Origin of the sequence: Pygmaiobacter massiliensis, from assembly GCF_900199435.1 — a bacterium.
Lineage (GTDB): Bacteria > Bacillota > Clostridia > Oscillospirales > Ruminococcaceae > Pygmaiobacter > Pygmaiobacter massiliensis.
The window spans coordinates 222200-237455 of record NZ_OAML01000002.1 but is presented as its reverse complement, the minus strand read 5'-3'; the positions used below and the strand labels follow the sequence as shown (position 1 = coordinate 237455).

Annotated in this window: 11 protein-coding genes and 1 tRNA gene; 8 read left to right on the top strand and 4 right to left on the bottom strand. The window is 45.8% G+C overall.

The window, feature by feature from the left end; genetic code table 11:
* Window positions 1-244: 244 nt before the first annotated feature.
* A complete protein-coding gene (locus C1A11_RS01085) occupies window positions 245-1576 on the bottom strand; it encodes an HD-GYP domain-containing protein (protein ID WP_102048585.1) in 1332 nt (443 codons plus the stop codon).
* A gap of 236 nt (window positions 1577-1812) precedes the next feature.
* On the opposite strand from C1A11_RS01085, the gene C1A11_RS01080 reads away from it, so the two are divergent.
* Entirely contained in the window at window positions 1813-3936 is a 2124-nt protein-coding gene (locus tag C1A11_RS01080) for a methyl-accepting chemotaxis protein (protein ID WP_145995692.1), read from the top strand.
* 309 nt (window positions 3937-4245) lie between these two features.
* Here the strand turns inward: C1A11_RS01080 and C1A11_RS01075 are convergent, their stop codons facing one another.
* From C1A11_RS01075 to C1A11_RS01065, 3 genes are all read right to left on the bottom strand, one after another.
* Window positions 4246-5595 carry a sodium-dependent transporter gene (locus C1A11_RS01075; protein ID WP_102048583.1) on the bottom strand — a complete coding sequence of 450 codons (1350 nt, stop codon included), beginning with the start codon at window positions 5593-5595 and terminating at the stop codon, window positions 4246-4248.
* A gap of 144 nt (window positions 5596-5739) precedes the next feature.
* Complete coding sequence (locus C1A11_RS01070; RefSeq protein ID WP_102048582.1) at window positions 5740-7128, bottom strand: tryptophanase; 1389 nt, start codon at window positions 7126-7128, stop codon at window positions 5740-5742.
* Between the two features lie 93 nt (window positions 7129-7221).
* Window positions 7222-7596, bottom strand: coding sequence for a RidA family protein (locus C1A11_RS01065; protein WP_102048581.1), 375 nt, complete (start codon window positions 7594-7596; stop codon window positions 7222-7224).
* Window positions 7597-7862: 266 nt separating this feature from the next.
* Here C1A11_RS01065 and C1A11_RS01060 point away from each other — a divergent pair, with 266 nt between their 5' ends.
* The 7 genes from C1A11_RS01060 (at window position 7863) to C1A11_RS01030 (ending at window position 15248) form a co-directional block, all read left to right on the top strand.
* Window positions 7863-8576, top strand: a complete 714-nt coding sequence (locus tag C1A11_RS01060) for a helix-turn-helix transcriptional regulator (RefSeq protein ID WP_102048580.1) — start codon at window positions 7863-7865, stop codon at window positions 8574-8576.
* Between the two features lie 531 nt (window positions 8577-9107).
* On the top strand, window positions 9108-10040 hold the full coding sequence (cysK, locus tag C1A11_RS01055) for a cysteine synthase A (RefSeq protein WP_102048579.1): 933 nt from the start codon (window positions 9108-9110) through the stop codon (window positions 10038-10040).
* A 19-nt stretch (window positions 10041-10059) separates the two neighbouring features.
* Window positions 10060-10887, top strand: coding sequence for a serine acetyltransferase domain-containing protein (locus C1A11_RS01050; RefSeq protein ID WP_102048578.1), 828 nt, complete (start codon window positions 10060-10062; stop codon window positions 10885-10887).
* 286 nt (window positions 10888-11173) lie between these two features.
* Window positions 11174-11264: transfer RNA gene (locus C1A11_RS01045), tRNA-Ser, on the top strand.
* Between the two features lie 346 nt (window positions 11265-11610).
* Window positions 11611-12159, top strand: coding sequence for a nitroreductase family protein (locus tag C1A11_RS01040; protein WP_102048577.1), 549 nt, complete (start codon window positions 11611-11613; stop codon window positions 12157-12159).
* 423 nt (window positions 12160-12582) lie between these two features.
* The gene (locus C1A11_RS01035) at window positions 12583-13764 is read left to right on the top strand and encodes an amidohydrolase (protein WP_102048576.1); all 1182 of its coding nucleotides are present in this window, start codon (window positions 12583-12585) and stop codon (window positions 13762-13764) included.
* A 212-nt stretch (window positions 13765-13976) separates the two neighbouring features.
* A complete protein-coding gene (locus tag C1A11_RS01030; protein ID WP_102048575.1) occupies window positions 13977-15248 on the top strand; it encodes an aspartate aminotransferase type Ic in 1272 nt (423 codons plus the stop codon).
* The last annotated feature ends 8 nt before the right edge of the window (window positions 15249-15256 follow it).

The following is a 15256-nucleotide window of genomic DNA, read 5'->3' as shown; positions in this document are numbered from 1 at the left end:
TGCTTTTTTATTTATAACAACCTTCATGTTTCACGATTGAAAGAGCAGACAACTCCCTCAACTATAGAATTACATCTCTGATAACGAAGGGGGAAGAACTGGAAAAACAAGATACATTCCGTTTTAGTTATATTCTATGGCGGCATAAAAAAGAAACAAAAACACTCTAATTGTATTGAAGGCTGGCAAAGGTAATATCTTTTGCCAATGATAAAGGTTTCTTAAAGTAAGACGCTTTTTTATTTTAGCAAGCGCTGTATGAGGATTCTGCAGAAAAGGTAACGCAAAGTTTCTGATATTCTTCAGAGATGCTGTTATACATCTGAATTACCGGGTCTTGGCTGGCATCGGTAATGCGCATAATTTCATCATAATGCTGCAAAACCACTTCACACACAGCAGGGCAAATTTTTCCGTCATCTCGCATTGAAAGCAAAATTTCAAGCGTTTTCTCTTTAGAAAAGCTTTGCTTATAGCTGCGCTGGCAGGTTAGGGCACTAATAATGTCAGCAATAGCGACAATCCGTTCGGAGACAGTGAGCTCTTTTTCTGTTAGCCCATGCGGATAACCACTGCCATCTAATTTTTCATGGTGCCGGGCAGCAATACGGCAAATGCGTGCGGGCACGGTTACTTGCAAAATCTCTTCAGTAATTACGGCATGCGTTTTCATCACTTCCATCTGCGCTGCGGAAAGCCGCCCGGGATGTTCGAGAATTTCAAACGGGATACCAATTTTTCCGATATCGTGTAAAAAGGCACCAAAGGATAGTTCGGCTAGATGTAGCTGCGAGAATCCCATTAACCGCCCGATCTGCTGACTGATAGCAGTTGTGTTGATGGTATGGGTTACAGTGTAAGGGCTGCGAAAATCGATAGAAAAGACGAGTAGCTTTAAATATTCCAGCACTTGCTCTTGAGAGTATTCCAAACGGTGCAAGACGCTATAAAGCTTTGCTTGATATGTTCCATTTTGCAGAGGAGCAACCAGAGCGTTGTTGTGATTGGCTTGCTCAAAAATCGTGCAAAGCTCTGGGGAAAGGGTATCCGCACGCAGGGTAAATAATTGCTCCAAAGTGTTGTTTTGTACACTAAGGTCTACACGATCTGCGAAAAAAAGAAGTGCGGCGTAAGGAGTCCAAGGCGAATGGTGATCCAACGCAGAGTAAGGAGTATGGTGATGTAAAACCGCCTGGGCACTTTCACCTAAAGAGGTAATGTTTTTTAAAAACAAATAACTGTAAATAGCATGGTTCCAAACATTATCGTTCTCGAACTCCATCATCTTTTCTATTTCTTCGGTTTTAAAAGCACCAATATCGTGAAAAAGGCTTAAGAATAATAATTTTTTTAAGTCAATTCGGCCCTCTAACTTACCATATAAACAAAGCATAGTAGCAATATATGCCACACGCTCGCCATGGTTAATCAGCCTTGGGTCAATATGCTTTAACGCGGTATTAACCACACTTATAATACGAGTGTGTTCTAACGATTGCTGGGATGCAGAACCCATAGTTGACGTCCTCTTACTTGTTTTGAATTTGAGCGCTTTCTCAATTATAAAGAAATTCATTTTGAAAGTCTACCAAAAATCGCCAGAAAAACTTAAAATAGTTAAAATTTTTGATAATTTTAGCGAGTAACATGTATTTTTTAATTATGTTGCTTTTTAACTTTTTTAGGCAAAAAATTCTCTTTGTTTCTCTAAAGAATTGTCGAAAAGTGTCGAATAGTAAAACAGAGAGGAATCTAGTATATCGGTCTTTTGGGTGATCTGATGATTAAACAAAAGCTGAAAGGGAGAGTTTTGTGAGAAGTATATTAGGGAAAATATTGGTTTACTTAGGCGGAGCGGTTTTGTTGGCGGTGCTTACCATTGGAGTGGTAACGACTTCTTTCGTGTCGAAAACGGTTATTGACGATGAAAATGTTATTATGCAGGACGACAGCCAAAAAACCGTTTACCAAATCAGCAACTATTTTACGCGCTACATCAACATGATGCAGCAGATGGCACGTGATAAAAATGTAGTACAGCTACTTTCGGGCGAAATGACTGCAGAAACATACCAGCAGGCGCCTAATTATGCAGCTGTATACAGCACACTGCAGGCAACAGGCGCAGAAGATGCCGAGAACATTCTCACTGCTTATGTAGTGAAAAACAATGTTTCCGGCACGCCGGACTTTGCGTTTGATAACGGAGAATGGCTTAGCGATGCCAGTTTTAATTTGGACCAAAAGGGCTATTGGTTTAAGGAACAAGCGCAGGCCGATAAAGGCTTTATCATCTGCGAACCGTACGTAGATGTAAGCACTGGCAATATAGTAACAACCGTGTCGGCTCCGGTTTATAACGAGGCACATACCGAGATTGTCGGCATTGTAGCAGTGGACATTAAGGTTACCACAATTTGCGACATGGTAACCAATACGGCATCTACTTACGACACCGGCTACCGTATCTTAGTCTCGGAAGAAAATACGGTTTTAGCACATAAAAACGCGGACAGCGTGCTAAAAAAGTACAATGAAATTGGTGTAAGTGATGCGCTTTTGAGCGCAATTGATAATGTGAACAGCGACATCACTGCCTTTAATGATGGCGAAACGGATGCCTATGCTGTGGTTGCTCAAGAGCAGGAAAGCGGCTGGAAAGTCGTCAATATCGTACCAAAAGCAGAGTACAAAGAGGCAACGAGCAATATTGTACGCACCATCTTGCTGATAAATGGCGTTGCAATGCTCGCAATTCTCATTATCATGTCTTTGCTTGCTAAAAGCATTTCGAGCCCGCTGAAAAAACTGACCCAAGCAACGGACAAGCTTGCAGCAGGCGATTTGGATGTCTCATTGGACGTACGCTCTAAAGACGAGGTTGGACGTTTGGGCCAGTCTATGAATGTACTTGTAGAAAGGCTGCGAACCTATATTGCGTATATTGAGGAGGTTTCTGACCTGCTGACACAGATGGGCAGAGGAGATTTGAATCTAACCTTTATTCAGTCGTATGATGGTGATTTCCGCAGAATTAAAGACGCCTTGGTGCAGGCTTCTGATATGCTCAGCGATACTTTGGCGGAGTGCAACACGGCGGCCGAACAAGTGTCGAGTGGTTCAGAACAGGTTGCTGTTGGTGCACAGGCCCTTTCGCAAGGCACCACCGAGCAGGCAAGCTCCATTGAAGAACTTTCTGCAACCATTGGCGAAGTTTCGGTTCAGATTCAAGAAACAGCTGAAAATGCCCGTAAAGCACGTGCGATTTCTATCGAAGCCAACACTGCAACCGAGTATAGCCAGCAGCAGATGGAGAAGATGGTCGATGCCATGAATGAAATCAGCAAGACCTCTACCGAAATCGGAAAAATTATCAAAAACATTGATGATATTGCATTCCAAACCAATATTTTGGCGTTGAATGCAGCTGTAGAGGCTGCACGTGCCGGTGCAGCAGGCAAAGGCTTTGCCGTTGTAGCCGACGAAGTGCGCAACCTTGCAGGTAAATCCGCAGAAAGCGCCAAAAGCACTGCGCTGCTTATTGATAACGCGCTGCGTGCTATCAGCAACGGCACAGCGATTGTTTCTGAAGCTGCAAAATCTTTGGAAGAGGTTGTCGCCGACTCGAAGCGCTCGGTGCAGGCGATTGAAGAAATTGCAGATTCTGCGGATAAGCAGGCGGATTCGATTACCCAGATTAATCAGGGTGTCGAGCAAATCTCTGCAGTGGTACAGACGAATAGTGCCACTGCAGAAGAAAGCGCGGCAGCTAGTGAGGAGCTGAGCAGCCAGGCACAGATGTTCAAGGATTTAATCGGCAGATTTACGCTGAAAAAGCAGCAGGGGATGCCTAGCGTTAATGCGGTAGCGGAACCCTATGAGCGGGAAGAAGACGATGGCGTGCCTCGCAGCTTTGGCTTCTCCAGCAAATATTAATCGTTAAAATTATAATCAAATTAGGCGCCTTTACGAGATTTTACGTAAAGGCGCTTGATTTCTTTATTCGCCAGCAGAAAATAAGGTTAAATCCGATAATCGATTGAGGGAAGCCTCATACTTAATTTGAAAGCCATGGCCAAAAGGAAAAATCGCAAAAACATAGTTGCCAAAATACCGAGCAGATCTATGGCTTTTTGTTATGCGTAGCCTAACGATTACAAATATGCGGTCCGCTACAAAAAGAAAGCTGTCTGTGTTACCGCAGACAGCTTTCTGAAACCTTGCGAAAAATTTGAAAGGAGTAGATTAGCCAATGCCACCTAAAAATGCGCCGGCGAGTAAAACAACCACAGTAACACCACAGAATACATATTTTGCAAGTGGATAAAACCAGTTGCCCAAAGGCTTATTGCGCCCAAGGTTCGCTTGGCTAAGTACAAAGTCTTTTTTGCAAACCCAGAAGAAAAGAATAGCGGCGAGCAACGCACCCAGCGGGCAGATATAAATGGAACACACGTCCATCCAATTGGAAACGATGCCCTGAATGCTCAACCCAACGACGAGTCCGATAACACCAATAATAGCAACAGCGGTGGTACGTTTTAGATGGAACATTTCCTGCAACGTTGCAGTCGGCGCTTCGAACAGGTTGATGAGGGACGTGAGGCCGGCAAACAGCACGGCAATAAAAAAGATGATCATGATAAAGCTGCCGCCCGGCATGTTTTTAAAGATATTCGGCAGGAAGATGAACATTAAGCCGGGGCCGCCGCTGGAAAGTTGCTGACCCGCAGAAGCCATGGCAGGAATAATGACAAGCGCTGCCAACATAGCCGCCAGTGTATCGAAAATAGCGACCATTTTTGCGCTGCTGGGGATGTTCTCTTTTTTGCTTAAGTAAGAGCCATAGATTAGGGTGCCGTTACCAGCGACAGAAAGTGAGAAGAATGCCTGACCGAGGGCATAAATCCATACCAGGGGATCCGCAAGACCTTTGGGGTCAAGTACAAAAATGTATTTATAGCCATCAGCAGCACCCGGTAAGGTAGCCACGTAAATACCAAGTCCGATAAACATAACAAAAAAGAGAGGCATCATGATTTTGTTGGCTTTTTCAATGCCATCTCCAATACCAAAAATCATAATGATAAGAGTGACGACCATACCGACAACTTGCCAAAGGTTGTTGCCCCATGCACTCGCAGTGCCGCCAAATAGTGCACCAAATTGATCCACGCCGTCATTTGCAAGTACTGAGCCGGTAAAAGAGCCTGCCATATATTTGAAAATCCAGCCAACTACTACTGAGTAGCCGATTGCCAGTGCAAGCGAGCCGATGACAGGAAGCAGGCCCAGTGCTTCGCCCAGCTTTTTATTGCCATTGCGCATTTCAGTGGCCTGGCCAAATGCGCCGATAGGTCCCATACCGGTAGCCCGGCCAAAAGACATTTCACCGATTACACCGGTGGAGCCGATTAAAAGAACAAAAATAAGGTACGGAATAAGGAAAGTTGCGCCGCCATATTGAGAGACACGAGCAGGGAAAAGCCAGATATTGCCCATACCAACTGCAGAGCCAATACAAGCAAGAATAAATCCCCATCTGGATTTGAAGCTATCGCGGGTTTCTGGAACAGTAGTTTTATCAGTTGCCATTTTCTTTCCTCCATTCAATCACACAAAGTTTGGGATTGCTTTTTTACTTTAAATAAAAATGCAACAGGCCTTTCCGGCCTTTGCCGAAAAGGCCTGCTGCAAATTCAAAAACTGAGGAAGCCGCGCCTTTTTATGCTTTTTTGTTTACTCTTCTATTGGGGTAAGAGAGGCCTGGAAGTGACGAAGGATAGGGGGCTCCCAGGTAATCTTGTAGCCGCGCCGAATACTCTCACGCCGTTTCCATACTTCGTTGATGGCCTCGATGACCATATCGTAGTGGCTCTGAGTGTAAACCCGGCGCGGAATTGCAAGACGAGTAAACTCATTGATGGATTTTAATTGTTTGCCTGTATCGGGGTCGTTGCCGATCATGTACGAGCCAATATCGCAGGCACGTAGGCCGCATTCTTTATAAAGCTCGATTGCCAGTACTTGGCCCGGGAACTCGTAATACGGAAGTTGGGGATAGAATTTCGCTGCGTCGAGAAAAATGCCATGGCCACCAGCGGGGCTTTGGTAGGGAATGCCGTATTCATCGAGCCGTTCGCCAAAGTATTCCATGGTGCCGATGCGATAACGCAGCCAGTTCTCGTCAAGGCCCTCGTAAAGACCAACGGCCAGTGCTTCCAGATCGCGCCCGTTAAGGCCGCCGTAAGTATAAAAGCCCTCAAAGCTGATGCAGTTTGCTTTGATTTTCAAAATATAAGGTGCATTTTCATCTTTTACGCCAATCAAACCGCCCATATTAACGATGGTATCTTTTTTTGCAGACATCGTAAATGTATCAGCAAGGTCGAAAAATGCACGAATGATTTCTTTAATCGACATATCTTTGCATTCGGGCTCGCGCATTTTTACAAACATTGCATTTTCTGCGTAGCGGGCAGCATCAATATTCAGATGAATATGATACTTTTGGCAAAGGGCTGCAACCTCTCGCATATTCTGCAAAGATACAGGCTGGCCGCCAGCCGAGTTGTTGGTAATTGTCATTACCACAAGGCCGATATTTTCAGGGCCTTTTTCGCGGATAATTTCTTCCATACGGGCAACGTCCATATTGCCTTTGAAGGGAGCGCGCAGCGAAGAATCAGAAGCTTCCGGGTTGCAGGCTTCGAGGCAGCGGGCCCCAGCAAGCTCTACGTGGGCGCGGGTGGTATCAAAAAACAGGTTTGCAATGGCATATTTCCCTTTTTCCAAAAAGCTGGGGAACAAAACCTTTTCGGCAGCGCGGCCCTGATGAACCGGCTGAATATAACCGTAACCAAAGATGTCTTGTGCAGCCTCAACTAGCTTAAAGTAGCTTTTGGCGCCAGCGTATGCTTCATCGCCCATCATTAATGCAGACCACTGTGCATCGCTCATGGCGTTAGTGCCAGAATCGGTGAGCGTATCGACGTATACATCTTCGCCCTTTAAACGGAAAAGGTTGTAGTCCGCCTCTTTAATGGCAGCTTCGCGGTGCTCGCGGGTTGTCATTTTAATCGGCTCGACCATCTTGATTCGATAAGGTTCTGGAATAAACTTTGCCATGTTAATACCTCCATATTTTTGCAATATATTGATACCCCGGTTGCCGCCCGGTTCATGTGCCCGGCTCGGTTAGCGGTCGGCAGTCAAAACAGATCAAATCATTGCCAAGCATTCAATTTCGACTAGAGCGTCTTTGGGCAGACGAGCCACTTCTACCGCGCTACGGGCAGGGCAGTCAGCGGTGAAGAAGGTTGCGTACACTTGATTCATCGCACCAAAATCGTTCATGTCTTTTAAAAAGACAGTAGTTTTTATTACGTTTTCCAGCGTAGCGCCTGCCGCCTTTAGCACCTGCTTGCAATTTTCAAGCGATTGGCGTGTCTGTGCTTCAATGCCCTTTGGGAAAGTATCGGTTTCGGGGTCAAGGGGAAGCTGACCCGAGGTAATAACCAGCGAACCGGCTTTAATGCCCTGCGAGTAAGGGCCGATAGCACCCGGTGCTTTTGTGGTGGTAAGAATCTCTTTCATTGTTTGCCTCCAATAGGTATATAGTGTAGTAAGCGAAAAAGAATTTCACTTTACGATAATATTTTATCATCGTAATGAAGTTTTATCAATATCTTTTGCGATTTCAAATATATAAATAATTAAAAAAGAATTTGTATATATTGCTTACAAATAAAGCTTGTTTCGCTATAATTATATGATAAGTTACAATAAAAAATATAATATTTTATTATCTCGATAAAAAATATGCTATAATAAGAACGGAATAACACAAGGGAGCTGATTTCGTGGCATCAGATCTAATACGCCAATACGCAACATTGGCAGAATTCTTAGGGCGAGCATTGGGGCCAGACTATGAAATTGCTGTGCACGACCTAAACAAAAAACAACCGTCACTGGTTGCGCTTGTAAATGGTCATATCAGCGGCCGAGAAGTAGGCGCGCCTCTTACCAATATTGCGCTGCAAATTATTGCAGATCGCACCTATTTAAAACAGCCCTATAAACTGAATTATCGAGGCATCTCGGCATCGGGCAAAGTGTTGCGCTGTTCTACCTTTTTTATCAAAGACGAGAAAGGTGCACTGGTAGGCTTGCTATGCATTAACTTTGATGACAGTCGTTATAAAGAGCTTTCTCAAAAAGTGTTCGCGTTGTGTCATCCCGACCACTATGCCGAAAAAAATATTATGGTGGAAGACGTAAAGGCTAACTACGAAAGCAGTGAGAAAACAGAACAGGAAAGCTTTTACAGCAGCATTGCGGCCGCTACAGAAGATGCATTGCTTTCGGTAATGCACACAGTTGCCTTGCCGCCAGAAAGGCTTACGCAAGGAGAAAAAATGAAAATTGTTGGCCTGCTTGAGCAAAAAGGCGTTTTTATGATGAAAGGGGCTGTGGTAACCGTAGCCGAAAAGCTTGCCTGCTCTCAGGCCAGCATTTATCGTTACCTCGGCAAGCTAAACCGCGAGAAAAAGCAGGTGGACGCCAATGGTTGAGCCGCTTGCAGAAGATAATTTAGCGCTTTTTTAAAAGCTTGTGAAGCCCCGCTCCCAGATGCGTGCGGTTCTGGGGACCCTCATAGTGTCGCAGGAACACCGCAGCCGCGGACATGGCCTTAAATTTATCGTGCAGCTTACGCAGCAAGCATTGACACGCAAGAGAAGCTCACTGCTGATGAATGGATATGGAGTGGCGGCCTCGTGCCGCAATGCCTGCAACTGGGCAAAAAAATAAAAAACCTTGAGGCGAAAATGTGCAAAGTCACAAAACACCTATTGACATGATAGGGAATCAGTGGCATAATCATAGTGGATTTCAAAAGAAAATTAGCTGAAAGGGGAACGCAAGATGCTGTTTGCTGCAAACAAAAAGAATACCTGTTGTTTTAGCATGACGAAATGTAGCCATGCTTTCTTGTGTTGCGTTCCTTTTGTTTTTTCAGTTGTTTGATAAAACGTCGTTTTAGGAGCCTGCATGCAAAAGCATGCAGGCTTTTTTGTTTTTTGCTTTATTAAAAATAGGAGGCAATTATGAAAATTTATAACTCCATGCAGGATTTAATCGGACATACGCCACTGGTGGCGCTTCATCGTTTACAGGCGAATCACAACAGTAACGCAACTGTCCTTGCTAAAATAGAATATCTAAACCCGGCGGGCTCGGTAAAAGACCGGGTGGCAAGAGAGATGATCGCAGACGCTGAAGCTTCCGGCAAACTTCAGCCAGGTGCAACTATTATTGAGCCTACTTCTGGCAACACTGGCATTGGGCTTGCCGCAATTGCAGCAGTTCGTGGTTATAAAGTTGTAATTACGATGCCGGATACTATGTCTGTAGAGCGTTGCAACCTGATGAAAGCCTATGGTGCGGAGCTTGTATTGACCGAAGGCTCGAAGGGAATGCAGGGCGCAATCGAAAAAGCAGAAGAGCTGGCAAAGCAGATTCCGGGGTCTATCGTAGCAGGTCAGTTCAATAACCCGGCAAACCCCGCGGCACACGTAAAGACCACCGGCCCGGAAATTTGGGAGGACACTGACGGCACTGTCGATATTTTTATCGCAGGCGTCGGCACCGGCGGCACGGTATCCGGTGTGTCTGCTTACCTCAAAGATAAAAACCCAGCCATCCAAATTATAGCGGTGGAACCGGCAGGTTCTCCTGTATTGGCAGGCGGCAGCGCCGGACCGCATAAGCTGCAGGGTATTGGGGCGGGCTTTATCCCGAAAACGATGAACACCGAAAGCTATGATGAAATTATTGCCGTAAAAGACGAAGACGCTTTTGCTATTGGCCGAGAGATTGCACGCACCGAAGGGTTGCTGGTCGGTATTTCTTCTGGCGCAGCGCTTTGGGCAGCTTTGGAAGTAGCCAAACGTCCCGAAAATGCAGAAAAAACAATTGTTGTGCTGTTGCCGGATACAGGCGACCGCTACCTGACCACCGAAATGTTTGCAGAGTAACCAAAGGAGAACCCAACCCATGGATAAAACCCAGATCAAAAGTATATTAAACGAATTAGAGCAGCTTTCCAGCGCGGCAGAGCTTGCTCCCAACGTACCCGACCGAAAGAAAATCGTAGGAATGATAAAAGATTTGCAATCGGTACTGTTTTTTGGTATTTACCAAAACGGAGAAGAGCCTTTGTCGCCTCAGCAATTTTTAGAGCGTGCGGCCGAGGCGCTGCAAGAGCAGATTGCCCTAGCGTTAGAGAGCCAAAACAGTGCGCTGGACAGCGAAACAATTACGCTGTCGTTTTTGCGTCAACTGCCGGACATCAAAAGCCAGCTGCTCAAAGATATTGACGCGCTGTACGAAGGTGACCCGGCAGCCAAAAGCCGAGAAGAGATTCTGGTTTGCTATCCCGGTTTTTATGCAATTTCCATTTATCGCATGGCACATGTGCTCTACGGCTTAAAAGTGCCGCTGCTGCCTCGCATTATGACAGAATATGCCCACGAGAAAACAGGCATTGATATTCACGCTGGGGCATCGATTGGCGAATATTTCTTTATCGACCACGGTACAGGTATCGTGATTGGAGAAACCACTGTAATTGGGCGTCACGTAAAGCTTTATCAGGGCGTTACGTTAGGTGCCAAGAGCTTTGAGTTGGACGAAAGCGGCAACCCTGTAAAGGATATCAAACGCCATCCCAACATTGGTGACCATGTCGTAATTTATGCAAATGCCACCATTCTGGGTGGAGAGACCTTTGTGGGCTCTCACTCCACCATTGGCGGCAACGTATGGCTGACCCATTCGGTGCCAGACAACAGCACCATTTACTATTCAGAGCAGCACTTCTGATTGGCGCAAAGAAATGTATCTCCCGGCTGAATGTTTTATTAAAGCTTTCGGTCGGGGGCATATATTTTGCAAAAGAATAACACATAGCGAAAGCATAACTGCGGCAACGAAGTTGAAAGAAAAGTCTGATATCTTTCAAAAAAATTAGTAAAATTTTTCAAATAATGTATTGACAACGGGGAGGGGTGTTTGATATAATAAATGAGCTGCGAAACACACGGGTTGTCCAAAAGGGCAAAACTGCTTGAAGTGACACAGCGAAAAGTGCCTTAATTAAGGTGAATATGGAGAGATGGCTGAGCTGGTCGAAGGCGCACGATTGGAAATCGTGTTCACTGGAAACAGTGACAAGGGTTCGAATCCCTTTCTCTCCGCCAACAAAAAGTCATGTATGAGAACTTAACTCATGCATGACTTTTTATTTTACTTGCAGATGAACCGCAATCCCAAAACAGTGGTTTTTTCTTTGGTGCTGTCGGCAGATAGCGCCAAATGGACTGGCAAAAAAGTGCTTTTGCGTGGGCGGTGTCTGCCTGCGAAAACTTGATTTATGACCGCGAAGCCTTTACAAATCGGGTGAGAAGTTTTATACTGACCACTATACATATTAAACAACGGCTTAGGCGAATAACTACACAAGTTGCACTAGAGCCGATTTGAGAAAATATTGCTGCGTTGCCCTATGGAGCAACAGAGCGAAGACAGAACAAAAGGAGCTGTATTATGGATTTTGAAAGCTGTGTTAAAGAAAGAAGAAGCGTGCGTAAATTTTTAGAAAAACCTGTTTCTAAAGAGATATTTGAGAGAATCGTTGAGTTAGCACGTTATGCTCCGTCTTGGAAAAACACACAGGTCGCGCGTTATCATGTGATAGAAAGCGCTGCACTGAGAGCACAAGTAGCGTCCGACTGTGTTATGGGTTTTGAGTTTAACGCCAAAACAATCAACCGTGCAGCGGCACTTGTGGTTTTGACTGCCGTAGAAAAGGTGAGCGGATACGAAAAAGACGGTGCTTATTCGACCCCGAAAGAAGATAGATGGGAAGTTTTTGACGCAGGCATTGCCGCTCAGACTTTTTGCCTTGCCGCTTACGAGCAAGGCGTAGGCAGTGTAATCCTCGGCATCTTTGATGAGGATAAAGTAAGCGAAGTGTGCGGATTACCGGCAGGCGAAAAGGTTATGGCACTGATTGCCGTAGGCTATCCCGAAGAATCTGCAAAAGCTGCGCCTGCACGCAAGCCGGTTTCAGAACTGCTTACTTTTGATGCATAAAACGTACTTTTATAATGACCAGAGCTTTGCTTCGGCAAGCTCTGTTTTTTTGTTTCTCTTGCTCAAAATACAGCCGTGGTGCAAACGCGAGAAGCATCAAAGTATAAAGCAAAAAACACTTTCATAATGCTACTCGATACAATAGACGATTGTTGCCTCTGAATGGTAGAACGAAAGAGCAGCACAATGTTTGGCTTTATTTAGATAAGCAGCTGGGGAGGTGCGAGCACTCGGGTTCTCATGCTGCCTTTTGTTTTTAAGACGAAAAGACAAAAAACGACGCAATATAGAATTTTTTCGTTTTTTCGACTACTTTTTTATGAAATTCAAAATTCTCTTATAGAAAGGCACTCAAAACAGAGACATTTTTTTGATGCGATGCTATAATAAGATTATTACCGCCGATACAGGGAGGAAAAAAGAATGGATATCAAAGCTTTGTCAGAAAAGTATGAGCGCTATATTATTGAACAGCGACGCTGGTTCCATGCGCATCCTGAGCTTTCCTGGGAGGAAAACGAAACCACCGAAACTATTGCTGCAGAGCTGGAAAAAATGGGGCTTAAAGTAGAACGCTTTGAAGGCCACCCTGGCTGTACCGCTATGATTTACGGCGGCAAAGCGCAGCCGAATTGTAAAACTGTGGCGCTGCGTGCAGACATTGATGCATTGCCGGTAGAAGAAAAAACAGAATTGCCGTTTGCCAGCAAAAACAAGGGTGTGATGCATGCCTGTGGGCATGACATTCACATCGCAATGCTGCTTGGTGCTGCGAAAATCTTAACCGAAATCAGCGATGAGCTGACCGGTAATGTAAAGCTCTTCTTTCAGGCGGCAGAAGAAACCTGCCACGGAGCAGAGTATTATGTTGCACAAGGTGTTTTGGATGGCGTGGACGCTATGTATGGCCAGCATATCTGGGCGAATATGGATGCTCCGCTGCTTAATGTCGAGCCGGGTGTGCGTATGGCAAGCTGCGATAATTTCACTATCCGTGTAGAAGGTGTTTCTACGCATGGTTCTTCACCCAACCTTGGCGTAGACGCTATTGTGGCCGCGAGTGCTATCGTGATGAATCTGCAAACCATCGTGTCCCGCAACAACGATCCGCTTAATCCGCTGGTGGTCACCGTTGGCAAAATTTCCGGTGGGCAGCGTTTTAACATCATTGCAAACGAAGTGGTGATGGAGGGCACCTGCCGTACCCATTCCCGCGAGATGCGTGGAAAGATTGAGCCGCTGCTGCGCCGCGTTTGTGAGGACACTGCTGCTACTTTTGGCGCGAAAGCTATGCTTACCTACGAAGCATTTCCCGGCCCGGTGATCAACGACAACGAAAAGTTGAACCACATTGCGCACGACGCAGCAGTAAAGCTTTACGGAGAAGAAGGCTTGGGAGAGCTCCCCAAAATGATGGGCAGTGAAGATTATGCCTATTATATGGAGCGTATTCCCGCAGTGTTTGGTTTCTTGGGCAGCCGCGACGCAGTGCACTGCTACTCTAACCACAACGACAAGTACGATGTGGACGAAAGTGTAATGAAACGTGGGGCCGCAATGCATGCACAGTTTGCGATGGATTTTTTGAATTCTGCTATGGAATAACAATAAAAAGGATGTGTTGCTTTTGAAATACAAAGCCACATCCTTTTTTTGATTGTTTTTCGGTTTTTTATCCTTATTTCGTGGTCGGCGGCAGAGAATATTCTTGTTTATTTTTGCAAAGTAGTTTATAATATATTTATTGTTTTGCTTAATTTAAATGTTTTTAAACGGGAAACAGAGAACATAAACAAAGATTTACAGGGGGAGTATAAGTGGCAAATTACTTGGCAATGGGAAAAGAGGAACTGCTGGAAGAAAAGAAGAAGCTGGAAGAGATTTATGCTGGATATTTAGCCAGAAACTTAAAGCTGGATATGTCTCGTGGTAAACCATGCAAAGAGCAGCTTGATCTTTCGATCGATATGCTGACCATGGACCCCGCAGATTACATTAGCGAAACCGGTCTGGATAGCCGTAACTATGGCTGCCTGGAAGGCATGCCGGAAGCACGCCGTCTGTTTGCAGAAATTATGGGCGTCCGCCCAGAAGAGGTTATGGTAGGCGGCAACTCCAGCCTTAACCTGATGTTCGATGTCATCTCGATGGGCTGCCGCAATGGCTTCCCCGAGAGCTCACAGCCCTGGGGCAGAGGCTGTAAATTCATCTGCCCGGCCCCCGGCTATGACCGCCACTTCCGCGTTACGGAATATTTTGGTTTTGAGTTGCTGACTGTTAAAATGCTGGAAACCGGCCCGGATATGGATGCCGTGGAAGAGCTGGTAAAAGACCCCGCAGTCAAAGGCATCTGGTGTGTCCCTACCTATTCCAACCCGGATGGATACTGCTACTCTGACGAAACCGTGCGTCGCCTGGCCGCAATGGAGCCTGCCGCGAAAGATTTCAAAATTTTCTGGGACGATGCTTATGTTGTGCACTTCTTTGGTGACGAGCCGGATCGTGTGCTCAATATTCTCAACGAGTGCCGCCGCTGTGGCAACGAAAACCGCCCTGTCATGTTCTGCTCCACCAGCAAAATCACTTTCCCGGGCGCTGGCGTTTCTTCGCTGGCAGCAAGCAGCGAGATGCTGGAGTACATTCTGCACAATATGTTCCCGATGACCATCAGCTTTGATAAAATGAATCAGATGCGTCATGTGAGATATCTGAAGAACCTTGACGGTGTGCTTGCCCATATGGAGAAGCATAAGCGCGTCATTAAACCGAAATTCTCGGTGGTACTGCATGAGCTGGACGATCAGCTGCTTCCCTGCGGCGATATTGCGCACTGGACGCGTCCTCGTGGCGGCTACTTCATCAGCCTTTATGTTATGCCCGGCTGTGCAAAACGCACAGTAGACCTCTGCAAAGATGCAGGCGTGGTTCTCACGGGTGCAGGCGCGGCATATCCGTACGGTGTGGATCCGGAAGATTCCAACATCCGTATCGCGCCTACCTTCCCGCCGGTGGATGAGCTGAAAATTGCAGCAGAGCTGCTTTGTGTCGCTGCAAGACTCTCTACCGTAGAAAAATTACTGGCGCAATAAATACCTGG